Raw genomic sequence first — 25,430 nt, 5'->3', positions numbered from 1 at the left:
CTGGAAGAACGGCGCTACGCGCCTGGAAGAAAAAGCAGGGGTTAAGGATTATTCTTGGCTTCTAGCTTCTAGCTTCTAGCTTCTAGCTTCTAGCTTCTAGCTTCTAGCTTCTAGCTTCTAGCTTCTAGCTTCTAGCTGAGCCAAGGCCGCTGACAGTCAGCTTTCTTTGCAGCGATTAAAGGATGCAACAGTGCGCTATATCAGTACGCGCGGGCAGGCGCCCGCGCTGAATTTCGAAGACGTGGTGCTGACCGGCATGGCCAGCGACGGTGGGCTTTACGTGCCGGAGAGCGTGCCGCAATTATCGCATGACGATCTCGCCGCGATGGCCGGGCTGTCCTACGCCGAAATTGCCTTTCGGGTGATGAAGCCGTTCGTGGGTGGCGAGATCGACGACGCTACCTTTCGCGAGATCGTGCGCGACGCCTACGCCACGTTCAGCCACGATGCCGTGGTGCCGCTCAATCAGCTCGATGCCAATCACTACCTGCTCGAGCTGTTCCACGGCCCGACGCTGGCCTTCAAGGACATCGCCCTGCAGTTGCTCGGGCGGCTGCTCGATCATTTCCTGAAGAAGCGCGACGAGCGCGCGGTGATCATGGGCGCGACCTCCGGCGATACCGGCTCGGCGGCGATCGAAGGCTGTCGTCACTGCGACAACCTCGACATCTTCATCCTGCACCCGCACAACCGGGTCTCCGAGGTGCAACGCCGCCAGATGACCTCGGTACTCGCCGACAACGTGTTCAACATCGCCATCGAGGGCAACTTCGATGACGCCCAGGCGATGGTCAAGGCCAGCTTCGCCGACCAGTCCTTCCTCGATGGCACGCGCCTGGTGGCGGTCAACTCGATCAACTGGGCGCGCATCATGGCGCAGATCGTCTACTACGTGGCCGCCGGCGTGGCGCTGGGCGCGCCGCACCGTAAGGTCAGCTTCTGCGTGCCGTCGGCCAATTTCGGCAACGTCTTCGCCGGCTACATGGCCTACCAGATGGGCCTGCCGGTCGAGCGCTTCGTGATCGCCACCAACGCCAACGACATCCTGCACCGCACGCTCGCCGACAACGACTTCTCCAAGCACGAGCTCGCGGCGACCCTGGCGCCGTCGATGGATATCGTCGTGTCGTCGAACTTCGAGCGCCTGTTGTTCGATGCCTACGCGCGCGACGGCGATGCCGTACGCGCCCTGCTCGAGCGCTTCCAGCACGAGCCGACGGCACTCGCCGATGCGCCGCTGGCCAGGCTGCGCGAGCGCTTCGCCAGCCACAGTGTCGATGACGCGACGATTCTCGAGGTGATCCGCGAGGCGCACCATCGCACCAAGGAACTGCTCGACCCGCACACCGCCACCGGCTATCGTGCCGCCGAGGCGTGCCGTGGCGACAAGGCGACGCCGATGATCACCCTGGCCACCGCGCACCCGGCCAAGTTCGCCGAAGCCGTGGTCAAGGCCGGTTTCCCCGGCGTGCCGCTGCCGGCGCACATGGACGACCTGCTCGAGCGCGAGGAGCGTTATACGGTGCTGCCGGCGCAACTCACGGCCGTGCAGGCGTTCGTCGCCGAACATCGCCGCTAGATTGGGAGCGGCAAGGCCGCCATCCGGTGGCCTGAACAGGGAGGGACAGCGATGAAGATCTGGGGACGCACGAACTCGGTCAACGTCAAGAAGGTGCTGTGGTGCGCCGAGGAACTGGGTGTCGACTACGAACGGATCGAGGCGGGTGGCAAGTTCGGCCTGGTCGACGAGGCGGATTACCGGCGCATGAACCCCAACGGCCTGGTGCCCTGCATCGAGGATGACGGCCTGATCCTGTGGGAATCCAACGCCATCGTGCGCTACCTGTGCGCCAAGCATGGCCAGGGCACGCTGTATGCCGATGATCCCGCGCAGCGCGCGGCGGCGGACAAGTGGATGGATTGGACGACATCGACGCTCGCGGCTCCCTTCCGGGCGGTATTCTGGAACCTGGTGCGCACACCAGCCGGGCAGCGAGACGAGGCCGCCATCGCCAAGGGGCTGGAGGAATGCTCCGCGCTGCTCCCCCGGGTCGACCAGGCACTGGCCGATCGCCCCTATCTTTCCGGAGACCAGTTCGGCATGGGTGACATCCCGTTGGGCTGCTATGCCTATGGCTGGTTCGAGATGCCTATCGAACACCCGAAACTGCCGAATCTCGAGGCCTGGTATCGGCGCTTGGCGGAGCGGCCCGCTTATCGTCAACATGTCATGATTCCACTAACTTGAGCGGCATAGTGGCCTCATGCCCATCTGGAGTGACCCTTGGATAACGCCGTCGCCCAACGCCCGCTGAGCGAACTCATGCGCTGTCGCATCCAGCCGCGCAAGCGCGATGAAGCGCTCTACCAGCGCTGCCTTGCCGATGGGCTCTCCGAGTTGCAGGCACGCATACTGGCGGGGCGGCTGTCCGGCTATCACGGTGAATTGGAGCCGCTGGTCGCGCCGAGCCTGCGTCATCTCGCCCATCCCGAAAAGCTCAAGGACGCGCGCCGCGCCGCCGAGCGTATCGCCCTGGCGGTGACCGAAGGCGAGCATATCGGCATCCTTACCGACTACGACGTCGATGGCATCACCTCTCACGTGGTCATCCTGCGTACCCTCAACGAGCTGTTCGGCGTGCCGGCGCACAAGCTGCACAGCCTGATCGGCCACCGTATCAACGATGGTTACGGCATCAGCCTGCCGCTGGTCGAGCGCACGTTGGCGCTCTCGCCGCGCCCCAGCCTGGTGATCACCGCCGATTGCGGCTCATCGGACGAACCGCGTATCGCTCGGTTGCGCGAAGCCGGCATCGAGGTGATCGTCACCGACCATCACGCCTTGCCGCTGGATGGCCCGCCGGCCTCGGCCTACGCCACGGTCAACCCGACTCGCAGCGATTGCGAGTTTCCCGATCGCACCATCGCCGGTTGCATGGTCGCCTGGCTTACCATGTCGCTGACGCGTAGCGTGCTGATCGAACTCGGCGTGCTATCGTCTTCCACCCCCAAGCTATCGGCGTGGCTCTCCTACGTCGCGCTGGGCACGGTGGCGGACTGCGTATCGCTGGGCGGCAGTGCGATCAACCGCGCCGTGGTTACCCAGGGGTTGATGCTGATCAATCGCATGGAGGCCGCCTGCTGGCGAGCGATGGCCGAACGTCTGGGCGCCGATAGCGTACCTTTCGACGCCGAAACACTGGCCTTCCAGATGGGCCCGCGCATCAATGCCCGTTCGCGACTCGACGACCCTTACGCCGCGCTGCATTTCATGCTGGCGGCCGACGAAGGCACGGCGCGCCAGCACCTGGACGTACTCGACCAGGACAACCAGTCGCGCAAGGCCATCGAGGCCGACATGACCGAAAGCGCCCGTGCACTGGCGATGCGCGACCTGGCCGAGGGCGAGCAGGTCATCGTGGTCTATCTCGCGGATGGCCACGCCGGCGTGCAGGGTATCGTCGCCTCACGGCTGGTGCAGGCCTTCGGGCGCCCGGCGCTGGTGCTCACGCCGGCGGCGGCGCCCGGCATGCTGACCGGCTCGGGGCGCTCGATCGAGAGCCTGCATCTGCGCGATGCGTTGCAGCGCGCCCATGACCTGGCCCCGCAGGCCCTGCCGCGCTTCGGTGGGCATCGTGGCGCGGCGGGTATCGGGCTGCCGGTCGAACAGCTTGAGGCGTTTCGTCGTGCGCTGCGCCAAGCGGTAGCCGAACAACTCGGCGAGTGCGAGCTCTATCCCTGCGTATTCACCGACGGCGGCCTGAAACCCCAGCAGCTCTGCCTGACCACCCTCGATGAACTGGCACGCCTGGCACCCTATGGGCGCGAGTTCGATGCGCCGCTGTTCGACGGCGAGTTTGTGGTCGAGAACTTGCGCGCGGTGGGCGCCGACGGCAGTCACCTGATGCTCGAACTGTCGAGTGACGGCATGAGTATTCGAGCGATCTGGTTTCGCGCCCTGACACCGGGTGAGACGCCGGCCTTCGGGCTGGGCGCCCGGCTGCGTTGCGCCTATAAGCTGTCGCGCAACCGCTGGAAGGGGAGAGAGTCGCTGCAACTGATGATCGAGCACGCAGAACTGCTTAGCTAGAAGCTAGAAGCCAAGAATGATCCTTAATCCCTGTTTTTTCTTCAAGCCGCGTAGCGGCGCTCTTCTAGCTTGGGATAGTCGCGCGGCGTCGTACTTCCCCCTCCGTCAATAATTCGGCCACACGCCGGGCGTCGCCAACTCCAGCAAGTGCCCGTCGGGATCGCGAAAATACAGGCTCTCGCCGCCCTTGGGCCAGTGAGTACGGCCCTCGATCTCGACGCCATGTTCGCTAAAGCGGGCCTCCCACGCCGTGAGTTGATCGACGTCGATGGCCAGCGCCATATGCACCGGGCCTTGGCCATCATGCGGCGGAATCGTACCCATGCCACGAGGCAGGGTGACCGTTTCCAGCGTCTCGCCGCGCGCGAACAGCAGCAGCACCGTGCTGCGACCGACGTCGTAAGCGGTGAAGCGATGATCGGCGGTGAACGCCGTGAGCTCCATCACCTCCTCGAAGAAGGCCCGCGCGCGGGTCATATCCTCCACGTAGAGCGCGGTTTCCAGCACGCCGTTGAGTGTCGGCATGGTATACCCCTAATCGGTGGTTTTCCTTCAGCCTAGGCGAACCGGTCAACGTCTGGCCAGCCCAGCCTCTTCTATCTTTAGTGCCTGGCGTAACGCGACGCCCGTTGAACGAGCTTTTTGTGGCGAAGCGATCGCTTGAAATAACACCTTTATGAATCAATGTGTTGCGGGAGTTTTGCGGCTCAAGGCGAGGCGTGGGATATCGCTTACGACTAATGGATAACGGCCAAAAGAATTAAAACGGTCGTTTGTCCTTGACTTGATTGACCGCTTAAGCCAAAACAATGAGAAGCACAATAAGATTGTCCAGCAAGGCAACCGACAACCACTTTCCGCATCATTCCTTGGAACAGGATGTAAACAACTCATGCAAAACAAGATCAACAAGCTCAGTCTTGCCATCACAGCCGGCCTTGCCGCCTCGGTGTTGTCCGCGCCCGTTCTTGCCTCGGGTTTTCAAGTCCGTGAGCAGAGTGCCAAAGCGCTGGCGAATGCCTGGGCCGGTTCGGCGGCGGGGGCCGAGGACGCCGGTTTCATGGTCTATAACCCGGCGGCCATCGGCAATATCGACGGCACCCAGTTCGTCGGCAGCATTTCCTATATCGATGCGAGCTTCGAGTTGAAGGACGGCCAAGCGAGTAATGGTCCGATAACATACACTACGGACGCTTCGGGCAAGGGAGGGGAAACGGCTTGGGTGCCGTCCTTCGCGGTCAAGACGCAACTCAATGAAAAGCTTGATCTGGGCCTGGCGATCTACTCGCCGTATGGGCTATCCACCAAGTACGACGAGGACTGGATCGGTCGCTACCATGGCGTCGAAACTGAGTTGAAAACCATCGATATCCAGCCGACGCTGAATTATCGCGCCACCGACCGGTTATCCTTGGCAGTAGGTCTGCGCGCGGAATATGCCGATGCGACGTTATCGCAAGCCGCAGACTTCGGTACCCTAGCGGCTATGGGAGGGAGTCCTTTTGCTACCCCCGGAAAAAATGATGTGATTGCCGAGGTGACCGGCGATGACTGGGGTTATGGCTATACGCTGGGCGCATTATTCCAGGCCACCGAGCGTACCCGCCTGGGTATCGGCTATCGCTCCGAGATTGAACTGACACTGGATGGCGAGGTGGATTACAGCGGTACGGATCCTGTTTCTCGGGGGGCGGTGGCAGCGGGCGCAGTATCCGATGGCGGCGGTAGCGCCGATCTGACCACGCCGGCCAACCTCAACTTCGGTGTCTATCATCAACTGACCGATCGCCTTGCGCTGATGGCCAATGCCGAATGGACCGAGTGGAGTTCGTTCGAGGAACTGGTGGTGGAGTTCGATGATGGCACGTCCAGCACGACTCACGAGAACTGGAACAACACCTGGGCCTTCTCGGTGGGCGCCAACTATGCGCTGAACGACCGTTGGCTGCTGCGTGCGGGTCTCGGATATGACGAGACGCCGGTTCCCGATAGTAGCCATCGTACGCCACGAGTACCCGATTCCGATCGCCGCTGGGCGTCGATTGGCGCGACGTTTACCCCGGCCGAGCATTGGGATATTACCGCTGGCTATCTGCATGTCTTCGCCGATGATGTCGATATGGATCTGGATGCAAGCGATCCCGGTAATAGAGCCAAGGGCAACCTGTCGGGACGCTATGAAGTCGCCGCCGATGTGTTCGCGCTCTCGACAAGCTATCGTTTCTGATGCTCGCGCTCAGAAGTACCGAAACCCGGCTATGGCCGGGTTTTTTAGTTAGGAGTGCTTCACTATATCGCTTAGGCCGCTTCCCCCATAAACGCCGCGCGCATCAACTCACGGGTATAAGGCTCGCGCGGATTGTCGAACAGCGCCTGGGTGTCGCCGTGTTCGATGACCTGGCCTTCCTTCATCACCAGCACGCTATCGGCCAGCGCGCGTACCACGGCCAGATCGTGACTGATGAACAGGTAGGTCAGGTCATGCTTGCGCTGCAGCTCGCGCAACAGCTCGATCACCGTGGCCTGGACCGAGCGATCCAGCGCCGAGGTGGGTTCATCGAGCAATAAAAACTCCGGTTGCAGCACCAGCGCGCGAGCGATGGCGATACGCTGGCGCTGGCCGCCCGAGAATTCGTGCGGGTAGCGGTTGCGCATGCCGGGGTCGAGGGAGACCTCACTGAGCGCCTGTTGCACACGCCGGTCGCGCGCGGCGCGGTTGAGCTCGGGGTGATGCACGCGCAGCCCTTCGCCGATGATCTCGCCAACGGTCAGGCGCGGCGACAGCGAGCCGAACGGGTCCTGGAAGACCACCTGCATGCGCTTGCGCATCGGGCGCATCGCCGAGCCTTCAAGGTGGGCGATGTCGGTGTCGTCGAAACGGATTTCGCCACGACTCTCGAGCAGGCGCAGCAACGCGCGGCCCAGGGTCGACTTGCCGGAGCCGGATTCGCCGACGATGCCCAGCGTCTGGCCGCGTTTCAGCTGAACGTCGATGCCACGCACCGCCTCGAAATAATCGCTATGACCGAACCAGCGCCGCTTGATGGCGAAGAGCACGCGCACGTCGTGGGCCTCGAGCAACAGCGGGCTGCTCTCGGCTACCGGTGCCTTGCTGCCGCTGGGCTCGGCGTCGATCAGCATGCGCGTGTAGTCGTGGTGTGGGTTGGCAAACACCTCGGCGGTCGGGCCCTGTTCGAGCAATTCGCCGCGGCGCATCACACAGACCCGGTCGGCGAAGTGGCGCACGATGCCCAAATCATGCGTGATGAACAGGATCGCCATGCCATAGCGCTGTTGCAGCTCCCTGAGCAGGCCGAGAATCTGCGCCTGCACGGTGACATCCAGCGCGGTGGTGGGTTCGTCGGCGATTAGCAGATCCGGCTCGCAGGCCAGCGCCATGGCGATCATCACCCGCTGGCGTTGGCCGCCGGAAAGCTCGTGCGGGTAGCTCGTCGCGCGGCGTGCCGGATCGGGGATGCCGACCTGGTCGAGCAGGTCGATGACCTTGGTTCTGGCCGCTTGCCCGCGCAGGCCGCGATGCAGGCGTAGCACTTCCTTGATCTGATCGCCGACGCGGTGCAACGGGTTGAGCGAGGTCATCGGCTCCTGGAAGACCGTGGCGATGCGGTTGCCACGCAGCTCGCGCATGCGCCGGTTGGGCACGCCGAGCAGGTCCTCGCCATTGAAGCGGATCGCGCCACGGGTGCGCGCAAGCTCCGGCAACAGGCGTAGGATGGCGGTGCTGGTCACCGATTTGCCGGAACCGGATTCGCCGACCAGCGCCAGGGTCTCGCCTTTGGCTAGCGTCAGGCTGACGTGGCTGACCGCGGCGACGTCGCCATCCGGCAATTGAAAGTCGACACACAGGTCATCGATTTCAAGCAGCTTATGAGCCATGCCTGGTCGCTCCAATGGTCCGGTTCATCGAGTTTTAGGGTCCAGGGCGTCACGCAGCCCATCGCCCAGGAAATTGAGACAGAACAGCGTCAGGGCGAGAAACACCGACGGCACCAGCAGCATCCACGGCGCGGTCTGCATCATGTTGGTGCCGGCGTTGATCAGCACGCCCCAACTGGTCAGCGGCTCCTGCACGCCAAGGCCGAGAAACGACAGAAAGCTTTCGAGCAGGATCACCTTGGGCACGGTGAGGGTGACATAGACGATCACCGGACCGATGGCATTGGGAATCATGTGCCGGGTGATGATCTTGCGATCGCTGACGCCCAGCGCATGGGCGGCTTCGACGAACTCGCGACGCTTCAAGGCCAAGGTCTGGCCGCGCACGATGCGCGCCATGTCGAGCCATTCCACCGCGCCGATGGCGGCGTAGATCAGCAGGATGCTGCGCCCGAACACCACCATCATCAAAATCACCAGAAACATGAATGGCAGCGAGTACATGATATCGACGAAGCGCATCATCAGATTGTCGGTGCGCCCGCCCATATAGCCGGAAATGGCGCCGTACAGCACGCCGATCACCAGGCTGACCAGGGTCGCGATCAACGCCACCGACAGCGAGATTCGCCCACCATACAGCGTGCGCACGAGCAGGTCGCGGCCGTTGGCGTCGGTGCCCAGGTAGTGGCCATCGGTCAGCGACGGCGGGCTGTTGAAGGCATTCCAATCGACTTCCGCCAGCCCCCAGGGCAACAGATAGGGGCCGAAGAGGCAGGCCAGCGTGATCGCGCCCAGCAGCCACAGGCTGACCATTGCCGCCTTGTTCTGCTTGAGCCGACGCCAGGCTTCGCGCCCCAGGCTCTGTCCGGCCGCAGGGTCCGGTTGCGTTGGCGGGTTGGGACCGCCCGCCGGCAGCCCCGGCGAGCGATCTGCGCCGCTGTAGGGAGAAGATTCAGTGGTCATGGCGTTCAATCGTCATAGCGGATTTGTGGGTCGAGCGCGGAATAGATGAGGTCGACCACCAGGTTGAGCAGTACGATCAGCCCGCCGTAGAACACCACCGTGCCCATCACCAGGGTGTAATCGCGATTGAGCGCGGCCTGGACGAAATAACGGCCGATGCCGGGCAGGCCGAAGATCTGCTCGATCACCACCGAGCCGGTGACGATCCCGGCGATCGCCGGGCCCAGGTACGAGACCACCGGCAACAACGCCGGGCGCAGCGCATGACGCAGGATGACCTTGCTTTCCGAAAGCCCCTTGGCCCGCGCGGTACGGATGAAGTGGCTGCCCAGCACCTCGATCATCGAGGCGCGCATCATGCGCGCCAGATAGGCGATCTGCTGGATCGACAGGGCGATGACCGGCAGCACCATGTTCTGCCAGGCGCCGCCGTTCCAGCCGCCTGCCGGCAGCCAGGCGAGCAGCACCCCGAACGTTAGCGCCAGCAGTGGCGCGATCACGAAGTTGGGTACGGCGATGCCGGCCAGCGCCGTGCCCATGACACCGTAGTCGATGGCCGAGTTGCGTTTCAGAGCAGCGATTATGCCGAGTGGCAGGCCGATCAACAGCGCCAGCAGGATCGCCCAGAAACCCAGCTCGAGGCTGACTGGAAACCCTTGGGCGATCAGCTCGGTGACCGAGAAGTCCTTGTACTTGAAGGACGGCCCGAAATCGCCCTGGAGCAGGTTGCCGACGTAACGCAGGTACTGCATCACCAGCGGCTCGTCGAGATGATAGGCGGCGCGCAGGTTGGCCTCGATGGCGGGCGACAAGGCGCGCTCGCCATCGAAGGGTCCGCCCGGCGCGATGCGCATCAGGAAGAACGACAGGGTAATGATGACCAGCAGCGTCGGCACGGCCATGGCCAGGCGCTTGAGGGTGTAATTCAGCATGCCTTACGGCCTCAGTCGGTGAAGCTGATCCAGCGCGAGGGGTGATCGTCCTCGACGTTGTCTTCCCAACCCTCGATGCTGGGGTCCACCAGGTTGCGGGCCACGTAATAGAGCAGCGGAATCAGCGCGTAGTCGTCCATGGCGAGCTGTTCGGCTTTTTCGAGCAGGGCCTCGCGCTTTTCGGCATCCTGGGTGACGGCGGCCTTGTCGAGCAGCTTGTCGAACTCGGGGTTGGAGTAGCCGCCATAGTTGTTGCCGACGCCGGTATACAGCAGTGACAGGAAGTTTTCGGCGTCGTTGTAGTCGGCGATCCAGCCGGCGCGGGCGACGTCGAACTTGCCCTCTTGAATGGTCTGGTAGTGCACCGTGGCTTCCGAATTGAACATGTTGACCTTCACGCCGAGCGGACGCCACATGGCGGCGATGGCAATCGCGATCTTCTTGTGCTCGTCGGTGGTGTTGTAGCGCAGGGTGAGTTCCAGCGGGTTGTCGGGGCCATAGCCGGCTTCGGCGAGCAGCTTCTTGGCCTCTGCCATGCGCGCATCCATGTCGTCGCTCAGCTGCATTTTCTGGACGTCGTAATTGGCGATGCCCTTGGGCACGAACGACAGCGACGGCAGGAAGGTACCGGCCATGATCTGCTCGGAGATCACCTTGCGGCGCACTGCCAGGTTGAGCGCCTTGCGCACGCGCTTGTCGGCGGTGGGGCGGCCCTCGCGGCTGTTCAGCACGTAGTAGTAGGAGCCGAGATACGGGCTCATGTGCGTGGCCTCGGGCAGGTTATCCTTCAGCCAGCCATACATGCTCGATGAGTATTCGCGCAGGATGTCGATTTCACCGGCGCGGAAGCGCGAGACGCCGGCGTTGCGATCCTCGATGGTGAAGTAGTTGACCTTGTCGAGAGCGACCTTGTCGGCATCGTAATACTCGGGGTTGCGGGTCACGGTAATGCGCGACTGGGAAATCCACTCGACCGGCGTGAAGGCGCCGTTGGTGACGATGTTGTTCATGTTCACCCAGGCGTCGCCGTACTTCTCGACGGCATGCTTGGGTGCCGGGTAGGCCGTGTAGTGAGTCAGCAGCTGGATGAAATAGGGTGTCGGCGAATTGAGCGTGACCTGGAAGGTCTTGCCGCCGTCGAGGGACTTGACGCCGAGTGCGTCGAGCGGCTTCTTGCCGGTGTTGACGGCTTCGGCGTTGACCACCGGATACAGCATGTAGGCGTACTTCGAGGCGTTCTCGGGGTCGAGCAGGTGCTGCCAGCCGAATACGAAATCCTCGGCGGTGACCGGGTGACCATCCGACCACTTGGCGTCTTCGCGCATGTGGAAGGTGTAGGTCTTGCCATCGTCGGAGACTTCCCAGGAAGTCGCCATGCCGGGCAGGATCTCACCATCCGGCGCTTTCTTGACCAGCCCTTCGTAGACGTCCATCAGCACCTGGGATTCCCAGACGCCGCCGGAAACCTGCGAAGTGTCGAACGAGGCGAGCTCACCGGCCACGCCGATGTTCAGCGTCTCTGCATAAAGCGGCGCAGCAAACAGAGAGGTGGACAGCGCTAGCGCGCCGAGGAGGGAGCGGCGGATTTTCAGCATGGGTTGTGTCCTTGTGTTTGTTGTTTTCACAAAATGCGCTCCAGGCTCGTCTATTAGCCTGCGAACGCCAACTCTGTCACGACCTTCACTCCCTGCCGTGGCGATGTCTATTTTGAATTTTGCATACTCGATTGCGAATAACGCATAACCCGCTTGCGAGATTGGCGCCAGGATGACGCTACCCCGGCGTTTAGCTACAATGCTCAATCCTCGATCCGCCGCTGGTTTGCGACGGAGCCCCAACGCTTCATGCAGGATCCCAACAGGACGACCATGCAAGAGATCAACCCGATCAATAACCTCATCAAGGACCTGTCCGAACGGACAGACGTTCTGAGGGGGTATCTTTGACTATGCCGAGAAGAAAGACCGGCTAGAGGAAGTCACCCGCGAGCTCGAGAATCCCGATATCTGGAGTGATCCGGACTACGCCCAGAAGCTGGGCAAGGAGCGCGCGGCGCTGGAACTGGTGGTGGCGACCATCGACGAGCTTGATCGGGGCCTCGTCGACAGCGCCGACCTGCTCGAACTGGCGGTGATGGAAGACGACGAAGCCACCGTCGGCGAGGTCCAGAAGGAACTCGCGCAACTCGAACAGGCGCTGGAAAAGCTCGAGTTCCGGCGCATGTTTTCCGGCGAGATGGACGAGAACAACGCCTATCTCGACATTCAGGCGGGTTCCGGCGGCACCGAGGCGCAGGACTGGGGCAACATGCTGCTGCGCATGTATCTGCGCTGGGCCGAGCATCACGGCTTCAAGGCCGAGATCGTCGAACTCTCGGCGGGCGAGGTCGCCGGCATCAAGTCGGCGACGATTCACGTCCAGGGCGACTATGCCTTCGGTTGGCTGCGTACCGAGACCGGCGTGCATCGCCTGGTGCGCAAGAGTCCGTTCGACTCCGGCGGGCGTCGGCATACTTCGTTCGCCTCGGTGTTCCTGTCGCCTGAAATCGACGACAGCTTCGAAGTCGAGATCAATCCTTCCGACCTGCGCACCGACACCTATCGCTCGAGTGGCGCCGGCGGCCAGCACGTCAACACCACCGACTCGGCGGTGCGCATCACCCACGAGCCGACCGGTATCGTGGTGTCGTGCCAGAATCAGCGCAGTCAGCATGCCAACCGCGATCAGGCGATGAAGATGCTCAAGGCGCGTCTCTACGAGCATGAGATGCAGAAGCGCAACGCTGAAAAGCAGCAGGCCGAGGACGCCAAGGCTGATATCGGCTGGGGCAGCCAGATTCGCTCCTACGTGCTCGACGATCAGCGTATCAAGGATCTGCGTACCGGCGTGCAATCCAGCAACTGCGATAAGGTGCTTGACGGCGACCTGGATGCCTTCATCGTCGCCAGCTTAAAACAGGGATTATAGGGCCTGCTGCGCTCGCCGATACGGCGTTGAACCTCAGCTTATAGTGCTCATTGGCCTCGAGCCAACTGCGCTTATTCGCTGAGGTTCGCCTTGTCTCGGCATCGCTCGCGACGGCCCCGCGAGATGGGTGCAAAAGACTTTTCCGAATCAGCGATTTTATAGGCAGAGCAATGGCGAACCAGGACTCTTCTCAGCATGACGAAAACCACCTGATCGCGGAGCGTCGCGCCAAGCTGGCCGCGCGCCGCGAGCTTGCCGCCGCGCAGGGTGGCAGCGCCTTTCCCAACGATTTCCGCCGTGACAGCCTGGCGGCCGAGTTGCAGGCCGAGCTGGGCGAGCTCGACAAGGCCGAGCTGGAAAGCCGCAATCGCCAGGCGGCGGTCGCCGGGCGCATCATGCGCAAGCGCGGGCCGTTTCTGGTGATTCAGGACGTCTCCGGCCAGATCCAGCTCTACGTCGACAAGAAAGGCCTGACCGAGGCGCTACTCGACGACATCAAGAGCTGGGATATCGGCGACATCGTCGCCGCACGCGGCCCGGTGCATAAGTCCGGCAAGGGCGATCTGTACGTGATGATGGCCGAGGCCACGCTGCTGACCAAGAGCCTGCGCCCGTTGCCCGACAAGTTCCATGGCCTGACCGATACCGAGGCGCGCTATCGTCAGCGCTATGTCGATCTGATCATGAACCCGGACTCGCGGCGTGCCTTCGAGGTGCGTGCCGGGGTGATCGCCTCGATTCGCCGCTTCTTCGAGGCACGCGGTTTCATGGAGGTCGAAACGCCGATGCTCCAGCAGATTCCCGGCGGCGCGGTGGCGCGCCCGTTCATCACCCATCACAACGCGCTGGATATCGATATGTACCTGCGCATCGCCCCGGAGCTGTATCTCAAGCGGCTGGTGGTGGGCGGCTTCGAGCGGGTGTTCGAGATCAATCGTAATTTTCGCAACGAGGGGCTGTCGACACGTCACAACCCCGAGTTCACCATGCTCGAGTTCTACTGGGCCTACGCCGATTATCACGACCTGCTCGATCTCACCGAGGAGATGATCAGGGGCGCCGCCCGCGAGGTGCTGGGCACCACTACGCTGACCTACCAAGGCACCGAGTACGATCTCGGCCAACCGTTCCGCCGCCTGACGTTGCGCCAGGCGATTCTCGAATACGGCGACGGTATCGATGCGGGCGATATCGATACCCTGGAAGCCGCGCAAGCCACCGCCGGGCGCCTGGGCATCGCGGTCAAGAAGGGCTGGGGTCTGGGCAAGTTGCAGACCGAGATATTCGAGGAAGTCGCCGAGCACCGCCTCGACCAGCCGACCTTTATCGTCGAATACCCAGCCGAGGTTAGCCCGCTGGCGCGGCGTAACGACGCCAATCCCTTCGTTACCGACCGCTTCGAGTTCTTCGTCGGCGGTCGCGAGATCGCCAACGGATTCTCGGAGCTCAACGACGCCGAGGACCAGGCCGAACGCTTCGCCGCCCAGGTCGCCGAGAAGGACGCCGGCGATCTCGAGGCGATGTATTACGATGCGGACTACGTGCGCGCGCTGGAATATGGCCTGCCGCCGACCGCGGGCGAGGGTATCGGCATCGACCGGCTGGTGATGCTGTTCACCGACAGCCCGTCGATTCGTGATGTATTGCTATTCCCGGCTATGCGACCCGAGGTTGACTGAAAGCTGCTGCGCTCGCCAGGTCTTCGGATCGACCCGAGAGAATAGTTGGTAAGCGGGGCGGCTTGCGCCCATAATGATCGGCGTTCGATGTCGAGGCCCGTATGTCGAGGAGAATCCAGATGAAACTGCTCAACCGTTCCGCGCTGAGCGTCAAGCCGACCCAGACGTTCGTCGACTGGATCAACTCGCTGGAACCCACGGTCGGCGACGACGACCTGACGCTCGACGACGTCGATCGCGAAAGCACCGTCTACCTGATTCCCGAGATGGACACCCCCGAGGCGCTCGCTACCCTCGTTCGCGAACGCTACATGGAAATCCTCGAGAGTGAACTGCGCGCCTGGGAAGAAGACGAGCGACAGTGGCCCGAAACCCTCGACTGGGGACTTTTTCAGCGTTTCTTGATCGTCGAGCATAGTTATCTGGCGGTCGATCTCGACGACGAGACACCGCTGGAAATCGCCGAGATCGACGATGCATTGCTCCTCGAAACCGATGAAGATTAGCGTAAAATTGGCTGCGCTCGGCCATGCGGCGTTAAAAACCGGCGAAAAAATGCTCATTTACTCTATGTAAACTCCGCTTCTTCCGCCGATTTTTGCCTGGCCTGACCTTCGCTCGCTCAGTTTTAAGGGTTCTGCTACCAAGCGGGATCACCCCAGTTTCCTGATTTCGCCCGGCCTTGCCGGGTTTTCTTATGCCATGAGCCGACTCTTCGAAACGCGCCCCGGCGACGATGGCCTGCCGGGCCCGCAGCGTCGCATCGCCGTGTGGGTGCTGATTCTCGGCACCCTGATGGCGGTGCTCGATGCCAACATGGTCAATATCGCCTTGCCGACCCTGGCTCGCGATCTCGATGTCGAACCGTCGCGGGCGGTATGGATCGTCAATCTCTATCAACTGGTGGGCGCGGTCAGCCTGATCGCTTTCGCCGCGTTGAGCGAACTGGTGACGCGTCGCCTCCTGTACATCGGCGGGCTGGTGGTGTTCACCCTGGCCTCGCTGGGCTGTGCCCTGGCTCGCGAGCTGGAGCCACTGCTGATATGGCGGGCCCTGCAAGGGCTGGGTGCCGCGGCGATGCTGAGCATCGGGCCATCGCTGTATCGCTCGATCTTTCCCTCGCGACTGCTGGGTAGCGCGCTCGGCATCAGCGCCATGGTCGTGGCGTTGGGCTATGCGTCCGGTCCTTCGCTGGGTGGCATGCTGCTGACGGTGGCCGATTGGCCCTGGCTGTTCGCGCTCAACGTGCCGGTGGGTTGTGTCGTGTTGCTGCTGGCGTGGCGTACGTTGCCCAGGGAAACACACCGCTCTCGCGGCTTCGACGTGTGGGGCGCGTTGCTGTCGGCGATCACGCTTGGCGCGTTGGTGATGGCGATGGATGGCCTGGGCCATGCCGCGAGTGCCAGGCAGACCGTCGGCCTGTTTGCGCTTGGCGGCGCTTGCGGCTGGGCCTTCGTGCAGCGTCAGCGGCGCGCCGAGTATCCACTGCTGCCGTTGTCGATATTCGCCGAGCCGCGCTTCTCGCTGGCGGCGTTAGTCTCGAACCTGGCCTTTATCGCCCAGGGGTTGGCGTTCGTCTGTCTGTCGTTTCTCTATCAGAGCCAGATGAGCTATTCGCCACTCGAGACCGCCTGGCTGTTCACGCCCTGGCCATTGGCGATCATGCTTATCGGGCCGCTGGCGGGGCGTCTCGCCGATCGCTATAACGCCACGCTACTGGCGTCGTTGGGGTTGGCCCTGCTGCTGGTTGGGCTGGCGCTGCTGGCCATGCTGAGAAGCGATGCCGCCGTCGTCGATATTCTCTGGCGCACGGCGCTATGTGGGCTGGGCTTTGGCCTGTACCAGTCACCCAATAACCGCGAATTGCTCTCCAGCGTGCCGCGCGCGCTCAGCGCCAATGCCTCGGGTGTCATGTCGACGGTGCGCACCTTCGGCCAATCGCTGGGGGTGGCGTTGGTCGGGGTGGTGCTGGCGTGGCCGGCAGCGAACGTACAGGCGGCATTATGGCTAGGCTGCGCGGCGGTCGCGCTGGCACTGCTGGCTAGCGTTTGGCGCATCCCCATGACCTCGGCGCCGGTTCGCGACGAGCCATTCGAACGCCCATCGCCGGGTTCCCGGTGACGCGTTACAATGGACTTTTGCCATAGGAGGCCGATGATCATGAGCGTCCAGGCACGCATCGAAGAGAAGCTACGAGCCCTCGACTCCAGCTACCTGACGGTGGAGAACGAGAGCCATATGCACAGCGTACCGGCCAATTCCGAAACCCATTTCAAGGTGACGCTGGTGTCCTCGCGGTTCGAGGGATTAATGCCGGTCAAGCGCCATCAACAGATCTACGCGGCGCTTGCCGAGGAGCTGTCGGGGCCGGTTCACGCGCTGGCGCTGCATCTATACACGCCGGATGAATGGGTCGCGCGCGGCAATGCGCGCCCCGATTCGCCCAATTGTCTGGGTGGCGGGCGCTGAAATGACCACCGAGCCGCAGCGTTCGCAGTATCTCGAGGCGATGGGTTTTACCGCCTGGGTCAGTCGTTATCGATTGCCCAATGCGGCGCCTACCCAAGCGTGCGAATGGCTCGTACCCGAAAGCGTGCCCGCGCAGCCGCCGGCCCAGCGCCTGCATGCGTTGCTCGACGATGCCGAGCCGGCCTCCACGTCGGCTCGAGAACCGTCAGACAGGAGCTTGCCGTCGGCAAGACACGGGGCGAGCCAGGCCGGACGGGCACGGGCACGGGCACTGCTCGCCGCCGAAGGCATCGCGGGCGAACCCGACAGCGAGGGCGTTGCCGATTCGACACCCACGGCGGAGCAGGCGCTCGCCTCCCAGGCGTCTGCCGCCCTGCCTGCTGAAAAAACGGCAGCGGTATCGCTGCGTTTCACGCTGCAGATCGCCGCGCTGGATGGGCGCTGGTTGATTCTACTGCCCGATCATCGCGAACCCGACACCGGGGCGCTGCGGCTATTGGGCAATCTGCTGCAAGCGGCGCGTATCGTGCCCGGCGACGCGCCAGCCTTCCAGGTATTCCGCTGGCCGATGATGGAAGGTCAGCCCGTCGAGGCGCCGCTGGACGAGGCCCGCGACGGCCTGCGCGCCTTCGTCGAAGGACGCAGACAGCGTGGCTGGCGCCCCGAGCGGCTGCTGGTATTCGGCGAGGATGAAACGCTGGCACCGATACTCGAACTGGACAACGGCCACTGCCGGTTACTGGGCATTCCCGGCTGGCAGGGGCCGTCGTTGCAGGAGCTGTCGCAATCCGCCACCGCCAAGCGCGAACTCTGGCCGCACCTGCATGGCTGGCGGGATGCCTGGCACCGTACGGAGGATGGTGAGGGCGACGACGATGACCCTGCGGCTTAAACGCTTGTCGCACGAACGGCTAGCCGAAGTCGTGGCACTTGAAGCCGCCGCCCAACCGCACTCTTCCTGGTCGTCGACCCAGTTCGACGAAGCCTTCAAGGGTCAACGGGCCAGCTTGTGGGGGGGCTGCGAAGGAGAGGAACTGCTCGGCTATGCGCTGCTCTATCGGCTGCCGTTCGAGGCCGAATTGCAGGCCATCGGCGTGGCGCCGCAAGCGCGGCGGCGGGGCATCGCCAGGGCGCTGCTGCGGCGGTTATGCGACGAGGCGCGCGATTGGCGCAGCGAGCGCCTGCTGCTCGAAGTACGCGAATCCAACCAGGCAGCGCGGGCACTCTACGAACAGGTGGGATTTACACTCGATGGTCGCCGGCGCGGCTATTATCGTGGCGCCGATGGTCGCGGCGAGGATGCCCTGCTGATGTCGAAGACATTGGCACTAACGCAAGGCTGAACGCCGGCAACCACCCGATCTGGCCCTGCCGGCGTGATCGAAAAGGCGCTAATTCAGGAAATACTGGTCTCGCTGCCTTCCAACTCGCGGAACTTGTCCAGCAGCGCACTCAAGCGACGCTCCCATTCCTGATGTTCCTGCTTGAGGCGCGCGTTTTCCTCGCGAAGCTCGTCGGCTTCCATCTTGAGAATTTCGAGTGACTCGACCGCGTTGGTCACCTTCTGTTCGAGCTGATTGAAGAGTTCGATGCTCATGCTGTTCTCCTGATAATGGCTGTCCGTGTGGCATGGCGTGGTTGCTTGGCAGTCGCCAGCGTACGCCGTGGCCAAAAGCTCAGCAAGCGTCGCCGGGCGGCGACGCGATGCGACGATAAAGGCGCCCGTGACTATCCCCGGCGCGTACTTCGCGATACAGCGACCAGTTCGTTGGCACTTTGGGCACCAGCTCGGCTTCGGTCTCGACATACACCCTGGCCTCGTCAGCGAGCCAGCCCCGATTCTCCAGCAGTTCGCAGGCCGGTGCGGCGAGTCCCTGGCGAAACGGTGGGTCGAGAAACACGATGTCGAAAGGCGCCGCCGCGCCGCTTAGAAAGCCGCTGGCGTCTCGCACGGTGACCTGGCCGGTCGCGCCGAGGGTGGCCAGGTTGGTGTCGATGGCGCGGGCGACGGCGGGGTTGGCCTCGACGAAGTGGGCATGCGCCGCGCCGCGTGACAGCGCTTCGAATCCCAGCGCGCCGGTACCGGCAAAAAGGTCGAGCACCCGGCACCCGGCGAGCTCGAAGGCCAGCCAGTTGAACAGGGTTTCGCGCACCCGGTCGGGTGTCGGGCGCAGGCCGGGGCTATCGGGCACCGCCAATTGGCGGCGGCGAAACTCACCGCCGATGATGCGCAGCTTGCCACTGCCCTTGCCAGTGGGGGCAGCGCTACGGCGTGAGGGTGAAGAGCGACGACGATTCATGATCGACGGATTGTACGCGCGCCTTATCCACAGTGGTAGCGCACAGTGATAGGATGAGCCGAGACGTACACGAAAACCGTCCGCACTCGCCCGACGCCTTTTCGTTCAGCGTCTTTATCTTCAGCCCCAGGATTAATACTCGCCCATGCTCGGTTTTTTCAAGCGCAAGAAGAAACAACCATCCGACCAGCACGAAACGCTGGAGCAACCGGCCGACGAGGCCCAGGACAACTCTTCCGAAGCCATCGCTACGCCCGACGCAGCGGTACATGAAGTCGACCCCGAGGCGCAGCAGGCCGCCGAATACGTGCCGAACGACCTCGAGCGTGAAGCCGCCCAGGAGGCGCTCGATGGCGACCTGGCGACAGGCGAGGCACACACGGCCCTCGACGAGGTGCCGGTGGATACGCCACGCGAAGCGCTCGCCGAAGAAGTGCATCGCCCCGAGGGCGATGTGCTGGACCCTGCACTGGACAAAGAGGAAACCCAAGCTCGCCAGGACGCGCCTGGCCCAGCGCCGGAAAAACTCGGCTGGTTCGCGCGTATCCGCTCGGGGTTGGGCAAGACGCGTAGCAACCTGACCGAGGGTATCGCCGATCTCTTCCTGGGCAAGAAGCAGATCGACGATGAACTGATGGAGGATCTCGAGACGCAGCTGTTGTTGGCCGACGTCGGCATCGAGGCGACCAGCGAGATCATCGACAATCTCTCGGCGCGCGTCTCGCGCAAGGAGCTCAACGAGCCCCAGGCGCTGTATCGCGCATTACAGGGCGAACTGACCGAGCTGCTCGCGCCGGTGTCCACGCCGTTGGCGCTGCCTCCCAAGGGCCAGGGGCCGTTCGTGATCCTGATGATCGGCGTCAATGGCGTGGGCAAGACCACCACCATCGGCAAGCTGACCCAGCGCTTCCAGGCCGAAGGGCGCAGCGTGATGCTCGCTGCCGGAGATACCTTTCGTGCCGCAGCGGTGGAGCAATTGAAGGTGTGGGGCGAACGCAACAAGGTGCCGGTGGTGGCGCAGCACACCGGCGCCGACAGCGCCTCGGTGATCTATGACGCCCTGGCCGCGGCCAAGGCGCGCGGCGTCGATGTGCTGATCGCCGACACCGCTGGGCGGCTGCATAACAAGAGTCACCTGATGGAAGAGCTCAAGAAGGTGCACCGGGTGATGACCAAGCTCGATGCGGCCGCCCCTCATGAGGTGATGCTGGTGCTCGACGCCGGCACCGGCCAGAACGCGCTGTCCCAGGCGAGCACCTTCAACGAGGCGATACCGATTACCGGCATTACCCTGACCAAGCTCGATGGCACCGCCAAGGGCGGGATCATCTTCGCGCTGGCCAAGCAGTTGGCGACGCCGATTCGCTTTATCGGGGTCGGCGAATCGCTCGACGATCTACGCCCCTTCGCGGCGGATGACTTCGTCGGTGCGCTGTTCGCTCGCGACGACGAGGGCGCCGGATGATTGCCTTCGAGCACGTCGGCAAGCGTTACGGTGGGCGCTTCGAGGCGCTCGCCGGTCTCGATTTTCATGTGCGGCGCGGTGAGATGGTCTTCCTGACCGGGCATTCCGGGGCCGGCAAGAGTTCGCTGCTGCGCCTGATCATGCGCCTGGAGCGGCCGTCGCGCGGTCGCGTGATGGTCGCCGGGCACGACATCGATCGCCTGCACGACAGCCAGGTGCCTTTCTACCGTCGCCAGATCGGCGTGGTGTTCCAGGATCACCAGTTACTGCTCGATCGCAGTGTGTTCGCCAACGTCGCGTTGCCGCTGGAGATTCAGGGCGTCGAGCCCCGCGAAGCGGCGCGCCGGGTGCGCGCGGCACTCGAAAAGGTCGGCCTGCTGCACCGCGAGAAGGCGCTGCCCATCGAGCTTTCCAGCGGCGAACAGCAGCGCATCGGCATTGCGCGCGCGGTAGTCAACAAACCGGCGCTGCTGCTCGCCGACGAGCCGACCGGCAATCTCGACCCGCAACTCTCCGCCGATATCATGCGCCTGTTCGAGGATTTCAATCGTATCGGCACCACCGTGATGGTCGCCAGCCACGACTTGGCGCTGATCGCTCGGCTGCGCCACCGCGTGTTGCGTCTGCGCGACGGTCGCCTGATCGCCGACGAGCACGCTCACGAGGTCGCCTCATGAGTGATCGCCAGACGTCCGCGACATCGCAGGGCGCCACTCGTCGTCGTGGCGCGCGGAGTCAGCGCACCGGCCTCGACAGCCGGGCACGCGCCTGGGCGCGCCACCATCGTGCCATGGCCAGGGACAGCGCGGGACGGCTGGTTCGTCATCCGCTGGCCAGCCTGCTGACCATGCTAGCCATCGGCATCGCGCTGGTTCTGCCGTGTGGGCTGTGGCTGACGCTGGACAGCGCCCGGTTACTCGACGCCCAACTCGAAGAGAGTGCCACGCTGACGGTGTATATGACGCCATCAATGGCTGAGCGCGAGGCCATGGCCCTTGCCGAGACGCTGCGCGCGCACCCCGATGTCGGTAGCGCACGGCTGGTGACCGCCGCCGAGGGCATGGCCGAGTTCCAGCAGGTGCTGGGGCTTGACGATGCACTGGCGCGACTCGACGACAATCCATTGCCGGCCAGCGTGGTGATTACGCCGCTGAACACGGCCCCCGAAGCGGTGCGCGACCTGGCTGGGCAACTGGGCAGCGTCGACGGTGTCGACGAGGTACGTCTCGATCTGGCCTGGCTCGAGCGCCTGCGGCGCATCGCCGAGCTGGGTCAACGGCTGACGCTGGCGCTGGGTGTGCTGTTCGGTCTTGGCGTGCTGCTGATCGTCGGCAATACCATTCGCCTGGCGGTGGAGAGTCGGCGCAAGGAAATCGAAGTGGTCACGCTGATTGGCGCGACGCACGCCTTCGTGCGTCGCCCGTTCCTGTATAGCGGTGCCTGGTACGGGCTCGGCGGCGGGTTGCTGGCGTGGGCCTTGCTGAGCCTCGGCGGCCAGTGGCTGGCGGCACCCGTACAGGCCCTGGCGCAGAGTTACGGGGCGCATTTCAGCATGCCGGGATTGGGCTTGGATGGCTCGGCAATCCTGCTGGTTTCGAGTACACTACTGGGTTGGTTGGGTGGCTGGATGGCGGTGAGCCGTCATCTTGCGGAAATACGACCACGCTAGCCTGTTCCTGTCTGGCTAAAATGTTGACGGAGCAGGTTGCACGAAAGTCGAACTTCTATCTACGCTAGTGGTCTGAGTGACGCCACGATAGATTAGGCAGCTAAGGTTTTCGGCGAATTGTTTATCGATGGCATTTATCGATAACGTCATCTTGGGTCGAGCCGCTACACGAGGCTCGTCACGTTTGTTGGGCAACATGGAGACATCCCTGCAATGAGCACCAGTCTTCAGCCTATTGGCCATTTATCACCGGGCCAGGATCTGAACGGTTACATCCGAGCGGTCAATCGTATTGCCGTATTGACCGCCGAGGAAGAACATGAACTGGCCTTGCGCCTGACCGAAGAGAGCGATCTCGAGGCCGCGCGGCGCCTGGTCATGGCGCACCTGCGTTTCGTGGTGCATATCGCCCGCAGCTATTCCGGTTACGGCTTGCCGCAGGCCGACCTGATTCAGGAAGGCAACGTCGGGCTGATGAAGGCGGTCAAGCGCTTCGATCCGCACCAGGGCGTGCGCCTGGTGTCTTTCGCCGTGCACTGGATCAAGGCCGAAATTCACGAATTCGTATTGCGCAACTGGCGTATCGTCAAGGTCGCCACCACCAAGGCCCAGCGCAAGCTGTTCTTCAATTTGCGCGGCGCCAAGAAACGCCTGGGATGGCTCAACAGCAACGAAGTCGAGGCCATCGCCAAGGATCTCGACGTCAAGCCCGAGGTGGTGCGGCAGATGGAAGGTCGCCTGACGGCGTTCGATGCCGGCTTCGATGCCTCGCCCGGCGAGGACGACGATCAGGGCTACCAGGCGCCGGTACATTATCTCGAAGACGGTCGCTACGATCCCGCGACTCAGGTCGAGAACAGCGACTGGGAAGAGGATTCCACGCAGCGCTTGCAGAATGCATTGGCGACGCTGGACGAGCGTTCGCGGGATATTCTGCAAAGCCGCTGGCTGGCCGAGGATAAGGCGACGCTGCATGAGCTGGCCGACGTTTACGGCGTCTCCGCCGAGCGTATCCGTCAGTTGGAAAAGAACGCCATGAAGAAGATTCGCTTGCAATTGGACGATTCGCTGGTGGCGTAGTATCCCGCTAGATGTTCGAAGAAAAAGCGGCGCCCGGCGACGACAAGCCGGGCGCCGCTCTTTTTATGTTGGCTCCGGAGACACGCTACGGAACTGCTGGATAAATTGACGAACGGAATGATGCGGGCGTCGCTACGTCACAAGGAGCCCGGAGCACAGAAGAAAAGACATAACATATAGTTAGGCTTTTCTCGACCGGGCTGGCGCACCAGCACCGCGTGACACAGTGATTCGTCGGGGACGCCTAGTCCGTGCAGGCATTTATGCAGTAGTTCTTAGGCTCGCGCCGCCTTGGCGACCGGCACCATCAGCTCCCTGGCGAGTAGCCGCCACTGCTCGTCCCAATGCGCGGTGGGCAGGCGCTTGAAGTCGCTGCGCACGTACTGGCCGATACGCCCCTCGGCGTAGGCCAGCAAGAGATTGGCCGTCGAGGAAACCGGCAGCGTCGTGCGCAGGCCTTCGTGTATCTCGGCCTCGCGCAGGAGTTGCTTGAGCTGCGTTTCCAGGCGCTCGAACAGTTGGTTCATGCGCGTGCGCAGCCGTGCGGTTTCGCCGGTCAGGGCATCGCCGCTCAATAGCCGGCACAGGCCGGGGTTCTTCTCGGCGAAACCCAGCAGCAGCATGAGAATATGCTCGCAGCGGGGTAGGGCGTCGGGGGTTTCATCGAGAATACGCCGGATGCGCTCGAACAGGCTTTCCTCGATGAACTCGATCAGCCCCTCGAACATGCGTGCCTTGCTGGGAAAATGGCGATACAGCGCCGCCTCGGAAACGCCGACCTGGCGGGCCAGCGATGCCGTGGTGATGCGCTTGCCGCTATCTTCCTCGAGCATGAGTGCCAGCGCCTGGAGAATCTGCTCCCGGCGGCTTTGCTTGGTTGTCGCCTGCGTCATGTCGTTCTTCTAATAATTTTGGTTACGCTAATCCTACTTGGCGGGCCCTTGCCGGGGCAAACCGCAAAGGTCGTGTATGTCCCTATTCCCGGTTCGCCGCATCGGTGATCAGCGTGCCGACGCCGGCGTTGGTGAAGATTTCCAGCAGCGTGGCATGCGCGACGCGACCGTCGATGATATGCGAACTGGCCACGCCGCCCTTGACGGCCTCCAGCGCGCAGCGAATCTTGGGCAGCATGCCACCATGAATGGTGCCGTCGGCGATCAGTTCGTCCACCTGTGCGGTGGATAATCCGGTCAGCACCTCGCCCTCGGCGTTCATCAGCCCGGCGACGTTGGTCAGCAGCATCAGTTTTTCGGCGCCCAGTGCCTCGGCGACCTTGCCGGCCACCAGATCGGCATTGATGTTGTAACTGCGGCCCGCGTTATCGACACCGATCGGCGCGATCACCGGGATGAAGTCGCGCGCGGTGAGCATCTCGATCAGGTCGGTGGCGATATGTTCGACTTCACCGACGTGGCCGATATCGATGATTTCCGGTGCGGTCATCTCGGGGCTCTGGTGCTCGACCTTCAACTGGCGGGCGCGAATCAGGCCGCCGTCCTTGCCGGTCAGGCCGATCGCCTTGCCGCCGCACTGGTTGATCAGATTGACGATGCCCTTGTTGACCAGCCCACCGAGCACCATCTCGACCACGTCCATGGTCTCGGCGTTGGTGACGCGCATGCCGCCGACGAAGCGCGACTCGATCTTGAGCTTGCCAAGCAACTCGCCGATCTGCGGGCCGCCGCCATGCACCACCACCGGGTTGATGCCGACTTCCTTCATCAGCACCATGTCGCGGGCAAAGGAGTCGATCAGCGCGTCCTCGGTCATGGCGTTGCCGCCGTACTTGACCACCACGGTCTTGCCGGAGAAGCGCTGGATATACGGCAGCGCCTCGGATAGCACCTCGACCACCTGACGTGGATCACGGGGTTCGCTCATCGACGATCGTTCTCCTAATGCAATGTAAAATGAAT

At 63.1% G+C, this 25,430-nt stretch carries 24 protein-coding genes; 15 read left to right on the top strand and 9 right to left on the bottom strand.

Annotation, left to right across the window (positions count from 1 at the left end; genetic code table 11):
* The first annotated feature begins 190 nt into the window (after window positions 1-190).
* The 3 genes from thrC (at window position 191) to recJ (ending at window position 4,090) form a co-directional block, all read left to right on the top strand.
* Window positions 191-1,579: a threonine synthase gene (gene thrC / locus BLR92_RS16255; RefSeq protein WP_089730335.1), complete on the top strand. Its 1,389-nt coding sequence runs from the start codon at window positions 191-193 to the stop codon at window positions 1,577-1,579.
* Window positions 1,580-1,630: 51 nt separating this feature from the next.
* On the top strand, window positions 1,631-2,248 hold the full coding sequence (locus tag BLR92_RS16250) for a glutathione S-transferase family protein (protein ID WP_089730334.1): 618 nt from the start codon (window positions 1,631-1,633) through the stop codon (window positions 2,246-2,248).
* Between the two features lie 75 nt (window positions 2,249-2,323).
* On the top strand, window positions 2,324-4,090 hold the full coding sequence (gene recJ, locus BLR92_RS16245) for a single-stranded-DNA-specific exonuclease RecJ (RefSeq protein WP_089730428.1): 1,767 nt from the start codon (window positions 2,324-2,326) through the stop codon (window positions 4,088-4,090).
* A gap of 105 nt (window positions 4,091-4,195) precedes the next feature.
* On the opposite strand, the gene BLR92_RS16240 is transcribed toward recJ, so the two are convergent.
* Window positions 4,196-4,615, bottom strand: coding sequence for a VOC family protein (locus BLR92_RS16240; RefSeq protein ID WP_089730333.1), 420 nt, complete (start codon window positions 4,613-4,615; stop codon window positions 4,196-4,198).
* A 367-nt stretch (window positions 4,616-4,982) separates the two neighbouring features.
* On the opposite strand from BLR92_RS16240, the gene BLR92_RS16235 reads away from it, so the two are divergent.
* Entirely contained in the window at window positions 4,983-6,317 is a 1,335-nt protein-coding gene (locus BLR92_RS16235; RefSeq protein ID WP_089730332.1) for an OmpP1/FadL family transporter, read from the top strand.
* Window positions 6,318-6,388: 71 nt separating this feature from the next.
* Here the strand turns inward: BLR92_RS16235 and BLR92_RS16230 are convergent, their stop codons facing one another.
* From BLR92_RS16230 to BLR92_RS16215, 4 genes are read right to left on the bottom strand one after another with little or no spacing between them, the layout of a single operon-like run.
* Window positions 6,389-7,987, bottom strand: coding sequence for an ABC transporter ATP-binding protein (locus BLR92_RS16230; protein WP_089730331.1), 1,599 nt, complete (start codon window positions 7,985-7,987; stop codon window positions 6,389-6,391).
* Window positions 7,988-8,011: 24 nt separating this feature from the next.
* On the bottom strand, window positions 8,012-8,953 hold the full coding sequence (locus BLR92_RS16225) for an ABC transporter permease (RefSeq protein ID WP_089730330.1): 942 nt from the start codon (window positions 8,951-8,953) through the stop codon (window positions 8,012-8,014).
* 5 nt (window positions 8,954-8,958) lie between these two features.
* Complete coding sequence (gene oppB / locus BLR92_RS16220; RefSeq protein ID WP_089730329.1) at window positions 8,959-9,885, bottom strand: oligopeptide ABC transporter permease OppB; 927 nt, start codon at window positions 9,883-9,885, stop codon at window positions 8,959-8,961.
* Window positions 9,886-9,896: 11 nt separating this feature from the next.
* Entirely contained in the window at window positions 9,897-11,480 is a 1,584-nt protein-coding gene (locus tag BLR92_RS16215; protein WP_089730328.1) for a peptide ABC transporter substrate-binding protein, read from the bottom strand.
* Window positions 11,481-11,753: 273 nt separating this feature from the next.
* Between BLR92_RS16215 and prfB the strand changes: the two genes are divergently transcribed.
* The 7 genes from prfB (at window position 11,754) to rimI (ending at window position 18,343) form a co-directional block, all read left to right on the top strand.
* A protein-coding gene (gene prfB, locus BLR92_RS16210) for a peptide chain release factor 2 (RefSeq protein ID WP_139171614.1) occupies window positions 11,754-12,852 on the top strand; the annotation gives its coding sequence in 2 pieces (ribosomal slippage) (window positions 11,754-11,828 and window positions 11,830-12,852; 1,098 coding nt in all).
* Between the two features lie 170 nt (window positions 12,853-13,022).
* On the top strand, window positions 13,023-14,531 hold the full coding sequence (lysS, locus tag BLR92_RS16205) for a lysine--tRNA ligase (protein ID WP_089730327.1): 1,509 nt from the start codon (window positions 13,023-13,025) through the stop codon (window positions 14,529-14,531).
* A 119-nt stretch (window positions 14,532-14,650) separates the two neighbouring features.
* The gene (locus BLR92_RS16200) at window positions 14,651-15,037 is read left to right on the top strand and encodes a hypothetical protein (RefSeq protein ID WP_089730326.1); all 387 of its coding nucleotides are present in this window, start codon (window positions 14,651-14,653) and stop codon (window positions 15,035-15,037) included.
* A gap of 196 nt (window positions 15,038-15,233) precedes the next feature.
* Window positions 15,234-16,652, top strand: a complete 1,419-nt coding sequence (locus tag BLR92_RS16195; protein WP_089730325.1) for an MFS transporter — start codon at window positions 15,234-15,236, stop codon at window positions 16,650-16,652.
* Between the two features lie 39 nt (window positions 16,653-16,691).
* Window positions 16,692-17,000 carry a BolA family protein gene (locus BLR92_RS16190; protein ID WP_089730427.1) on the top strand — a complete coding sequence of 103 codons (309 nt, stop codon included), beginning with the start codon at window positions 16,692-16,694 and terminating at the stop codon, window positions 16,998-17,000.
* 1 nt (window position 17,001) lies between these two features.
* A complete protein-coding gene (locus BLR92_RS16185) occupies window positions 17,002-17,892 on the top strand; it encodes a hypothetical protein (protein ID WP_089730324.1) in 891 nt (296 codons plus the stop codon).
* A complete protein-coding gene (gene rimI / locus BLR92_RS16180) occupies window positions 17,876-18,343 on the top strand; it encodes a ribosomal protein S18-alanine N-acetyltransferase (protein WP_089730323.1) in 468 nt (155 codons plus the stop codon). The genes BLR92_RS16185 and rimI overlap by 17 nt, the downstream gene beginning before the upstream one ends.
* A 53-nt stretch (window positions 18,344-18,396) precedes the next feature.
* On the opposite strand, the gene BLR92_RS16175 is transcribed toward rimI, so the two are convergent.
* Window positions 18,397-18,597 (bottom strand): cell division protein ZapB, encoded by a 201-nt coding sequence (locus BLR92_RS16175; protein ID WP_089730322.1) that lies wholly within the window; start codon window positions 18,595-18,597, stop codon window positions 18,397-18,399.
* A 79-nt stretch (window positions 18,598-18,676) separates the two neighbouring features.
* On the bottom strand, window positions 18,677-19,300 hold the full coding sequence (rsmD, locus tag BLR92_RS16170; protein ID WP_089730321.1) for a 16S rRNA (guanine(966)-N(2))-methyltransferase RsmD: 624 nt from the start codon (window positions 19,298-19,300) through the stop codon (window positions 18,677-18,679).
* Between the two features lie 145 nt (window positions 19,301-19,445).
* On the opposite strand from rsmD, the gene ftsY reads away from it, so the two are divergent.
* The 4 genes from ftsY (at window position 19,446) to rpoH (ending at window position 23,514) form a co-directional block, all read left to right on the top strand.
* Window positions 19,446-20,765 carry a signal recognition particle-docking protein FtsY gene (ftsY, locus tag BLR92_RS16165; protein ID WP_089730320.1) on the top strand — a complete coding sequence of 440 codons (1,320 nt, stop codon included), beginning with the start codon at window positions 19,446-19,448 and terminating at the stop codon, window positions 20,763-20,765.
* Window positions 20,762-21,442 (top strand): cell division ATP-binding protein FtsE, encoded by a 681-nt coding sequence (gene ftsE, locus BLR92_RS16160; RefSeq protein WP_089730319.1) that lies wholly within the window; start codon window positions 20,762-20,764, stop codon window positions 21,440-21,442. Before ftsY ends, ftsE begins: the two co-directional genes overlap by 4 nt.
* A complete protein-coding gene (ftsX, locus tag BLR92_RS16155) occupies window positions 21,439-22,434 on the top strand; it encodes a permease-like cell division protein FtsX (protein ID WP_089730318.1) in 996 nt (331 codons plus the stop codon). The genes ftsE and ftsX overlap by 4 nt, the downstream gene beginning before the upstream one ends.
* Window positions 22,435-22,647: 213 nt before the next feature.
* Window positions 22,648-23,514: an RNA polymerase sigma factor RpoH gene (gene rpoH, locus BLR92_RS16150; protein WP_089730317.1), complete on the top strand. Its 867-nt coding sequence runs from the start codon at window positions 22,648-22,650 to the stop codon at window positions 23,512-23,514.
* Between the two features lie 275 nt (window positions 23,515-23,789).
* Here the strand turns inward: rpoH and slmA are convergent, their stop codons facing one another.
* Window positions 23,790-24,407: a nucleoid occlusion factor SlmA gene (slmA, locus tag BLR92_RS16145; protein WP_089730316.1), complete on the bottom strand. Its 618-nt coding sequence runs from the start codon at window positions 24,405-24,407 to the stop codon at window positions 23,790-23,792.
* Window positions 24,408-24,489: 82 nt separating this feature from the next.
* Window positions 24,490-25,395: an acetylglutamate kinase gene (argB, locus tag BLR92_RS16140; protein WP_089730315.1), complete on the bottom strand. Its 906-nt coding sequence runs from the start codon at window positions 25,393-25,395 to the stop codon at window positions 24,490-24,492.
* Window positions 25,396-25,430: the final 35 nt, after the last annotated feature.

Source organism: Modicisalibacter muralis (genome assembly GCF_900102945.1).
GTDB lineage: Bacteria > Pseudomonadota > Gammaproteobacteria > Pseudomonadales > Halomonadaceae > Modicisalibacter > Modicisalibacter muralis.
The sequence above is the reverse complement of the archived record's forward strand: the minus strand, read 5'-3'. Positions and strand labels throughout refer to the sequence as shown.

What these genes read in the sequence shown, in the direction of transcription:
- BLR92_RS16250 (WP_089730334.1), top strand. Translation starts at nt 1,631, where the DNA reads ATGAAGATCTGGGGACGCACGAACTCGGTCAACGTCAAGAAGGTGCTG.
- recJ (WP_089730428.1), top strand. Translation starts at nt 2,324, where the DNA reads ATGCGCTGTCGCATCCAGCCGCGCAAGCGCGATGAAGCGCTCTACCAG.
- BLR92_RS16240 (WP_089730333.1), bottom strand. Translation starts at nt 4,615, where the DNA reads ATGCCGACACTCAACGGCGTGCTGGAAACCGCGCTCTACGTGGAGGAT.
- BLR92_RS16235 (WP_089730332.1), top strand. Translation starts at nt 4,983, where the DNA reads ATGCAAAACAAGATCAACAAGCTCAGTCTTGCCATCACAGCCGGCCTT.
- BLR92_RS16230 (WP_089730331.1), bottom strand. Translation starts at nt 7,987, where the DNA reads ATGGCTCATAAGCTGCTTGAAATCGATGACCTGTGTGTCGACTTTCAA.
- BLR92_RS16225 (WP_089730330.1), bottom strand. Translation starts at nt 8,953, where the DNA reads ATGACCACTGAATCTTCTCCCTACAGCGGCGCAGATCGCTCGCCGGGG.
- oppB (WP_089730329.1), bottom strand. Translation starts at nt 9,885, where the DNA reads ATGCTGAATTACACCCTCAAGCGCCTGGCCATGGCCGTGCCGACGCTG.
- BLR92_RS16215 (WP_089730328.1), bottom strand. Translation starts at nt 11,480, where the DNA reads ATGCTGAAAATCCGCCGCTCCCTCCTCGGCGCGCTAGCGCTGTCCACC.
- lysS (WP_089730327.1), top strand. Translation starts at nt 13,023, where the DNA reads ATGGCGAACCAGGACTCTTCTCAGCATGACGAAAACCACCTGATCGCG.
- BLR92_RS16200 (WP_089730326.1), top strand. Translation starts at nt 14,651, where the DNA reads ATGAAACTGCTCAACCGTTCCGCGCTGAGCGTCAAGCCGACCCAGACG.
- BLR92_RS16195 (WP_089730325.1), top strand. Translation starts at nt 15,234, where the DNA reads ATGAGCCGACTCTTCGAAACGCGCCCCGGCGACGATGGCCTGCCGGGC.
- BLR92_RS16190 (WP_089730427.1), top strand. Translation starts at nt 16,692, where the DNA reads ATGAGCGTCCAGGCACGCATCGAAGAGAAGCTACGAGCCCTCGACTCC.
- BLR92_RS16185 (WP_089730324.1), top strand. Translation starts at nt 17,002, where the DNA reads ATGACCACCGAGCCGCAGCGTTCGCAGTATCTCGAGGCGATGGGTTTT.
- rimI (WP_089730323.1), top strand. Translation starts at nt 17,876, where the DNA reads ATGACCCTGCGGCTTAAACGCTTGTCGCACGAACGGCTAGCCGAAGTC.
- BLR92_RS16175 (WP_089730322.1), bottom strand. Translation starts at nt 18,597, where the DNA reads ATGAGCATCGAACTCTTCAATCAGCTCGAACAGAAGGTGACCAACGCG.
- rsmD (WP_089730321.1), bottom strand. Translation starts at nt 19,300, where the DNA reads ATGAATCGTCGTCGCTCTTCACCCTCACGCCGTAGCGCTGCCCCCACT.
- ftsY (WP_089730320.1), top strand. Translation starts at nt 19,446, where the DNA reads ATGCTCGGTTTTTTCAAGCGCAAGAAGAAACAACCATCCGACCAGCAC.
- ftsE (WP_089730319.1), top strand. Translation starts at nt 20,762, where the DNA reads ATGATTGCCTTCGAGCACGTCGGCAAGCGTTACGGTGGGCGCTTCGAG.
- ftsX (WP_089730318.1), top strand. Translation starts at nt 21,439, where the DNA reads ATGAGTGATCGCCAGACGTCCGCGACATCGCAGGGCGCCACTCGTCGT.
- rpoH (WP_089730317.1), top strand. Translation starts at nt 22,648, where the DNA reads ATGAGCACCAGTCTTCAGCCTATTGGCCATTTATCACCGGGCCAGGAT.
- slmA (WP_089730316.1), bottom strand. Translation starts at nt 24,407, where the DNA reads ATGACGCAGGCGACAACCAAGCAAAGCCGCCGGGAGCAGATTCTCCAG.
- argB (WP_089730315.1), bottom strand. Translation starts at nt 25,395, where the DNA reads ATGAGCGAACCCCGTGATCCACGTCAGGTGGTCGAGGTGCTATCCGAG.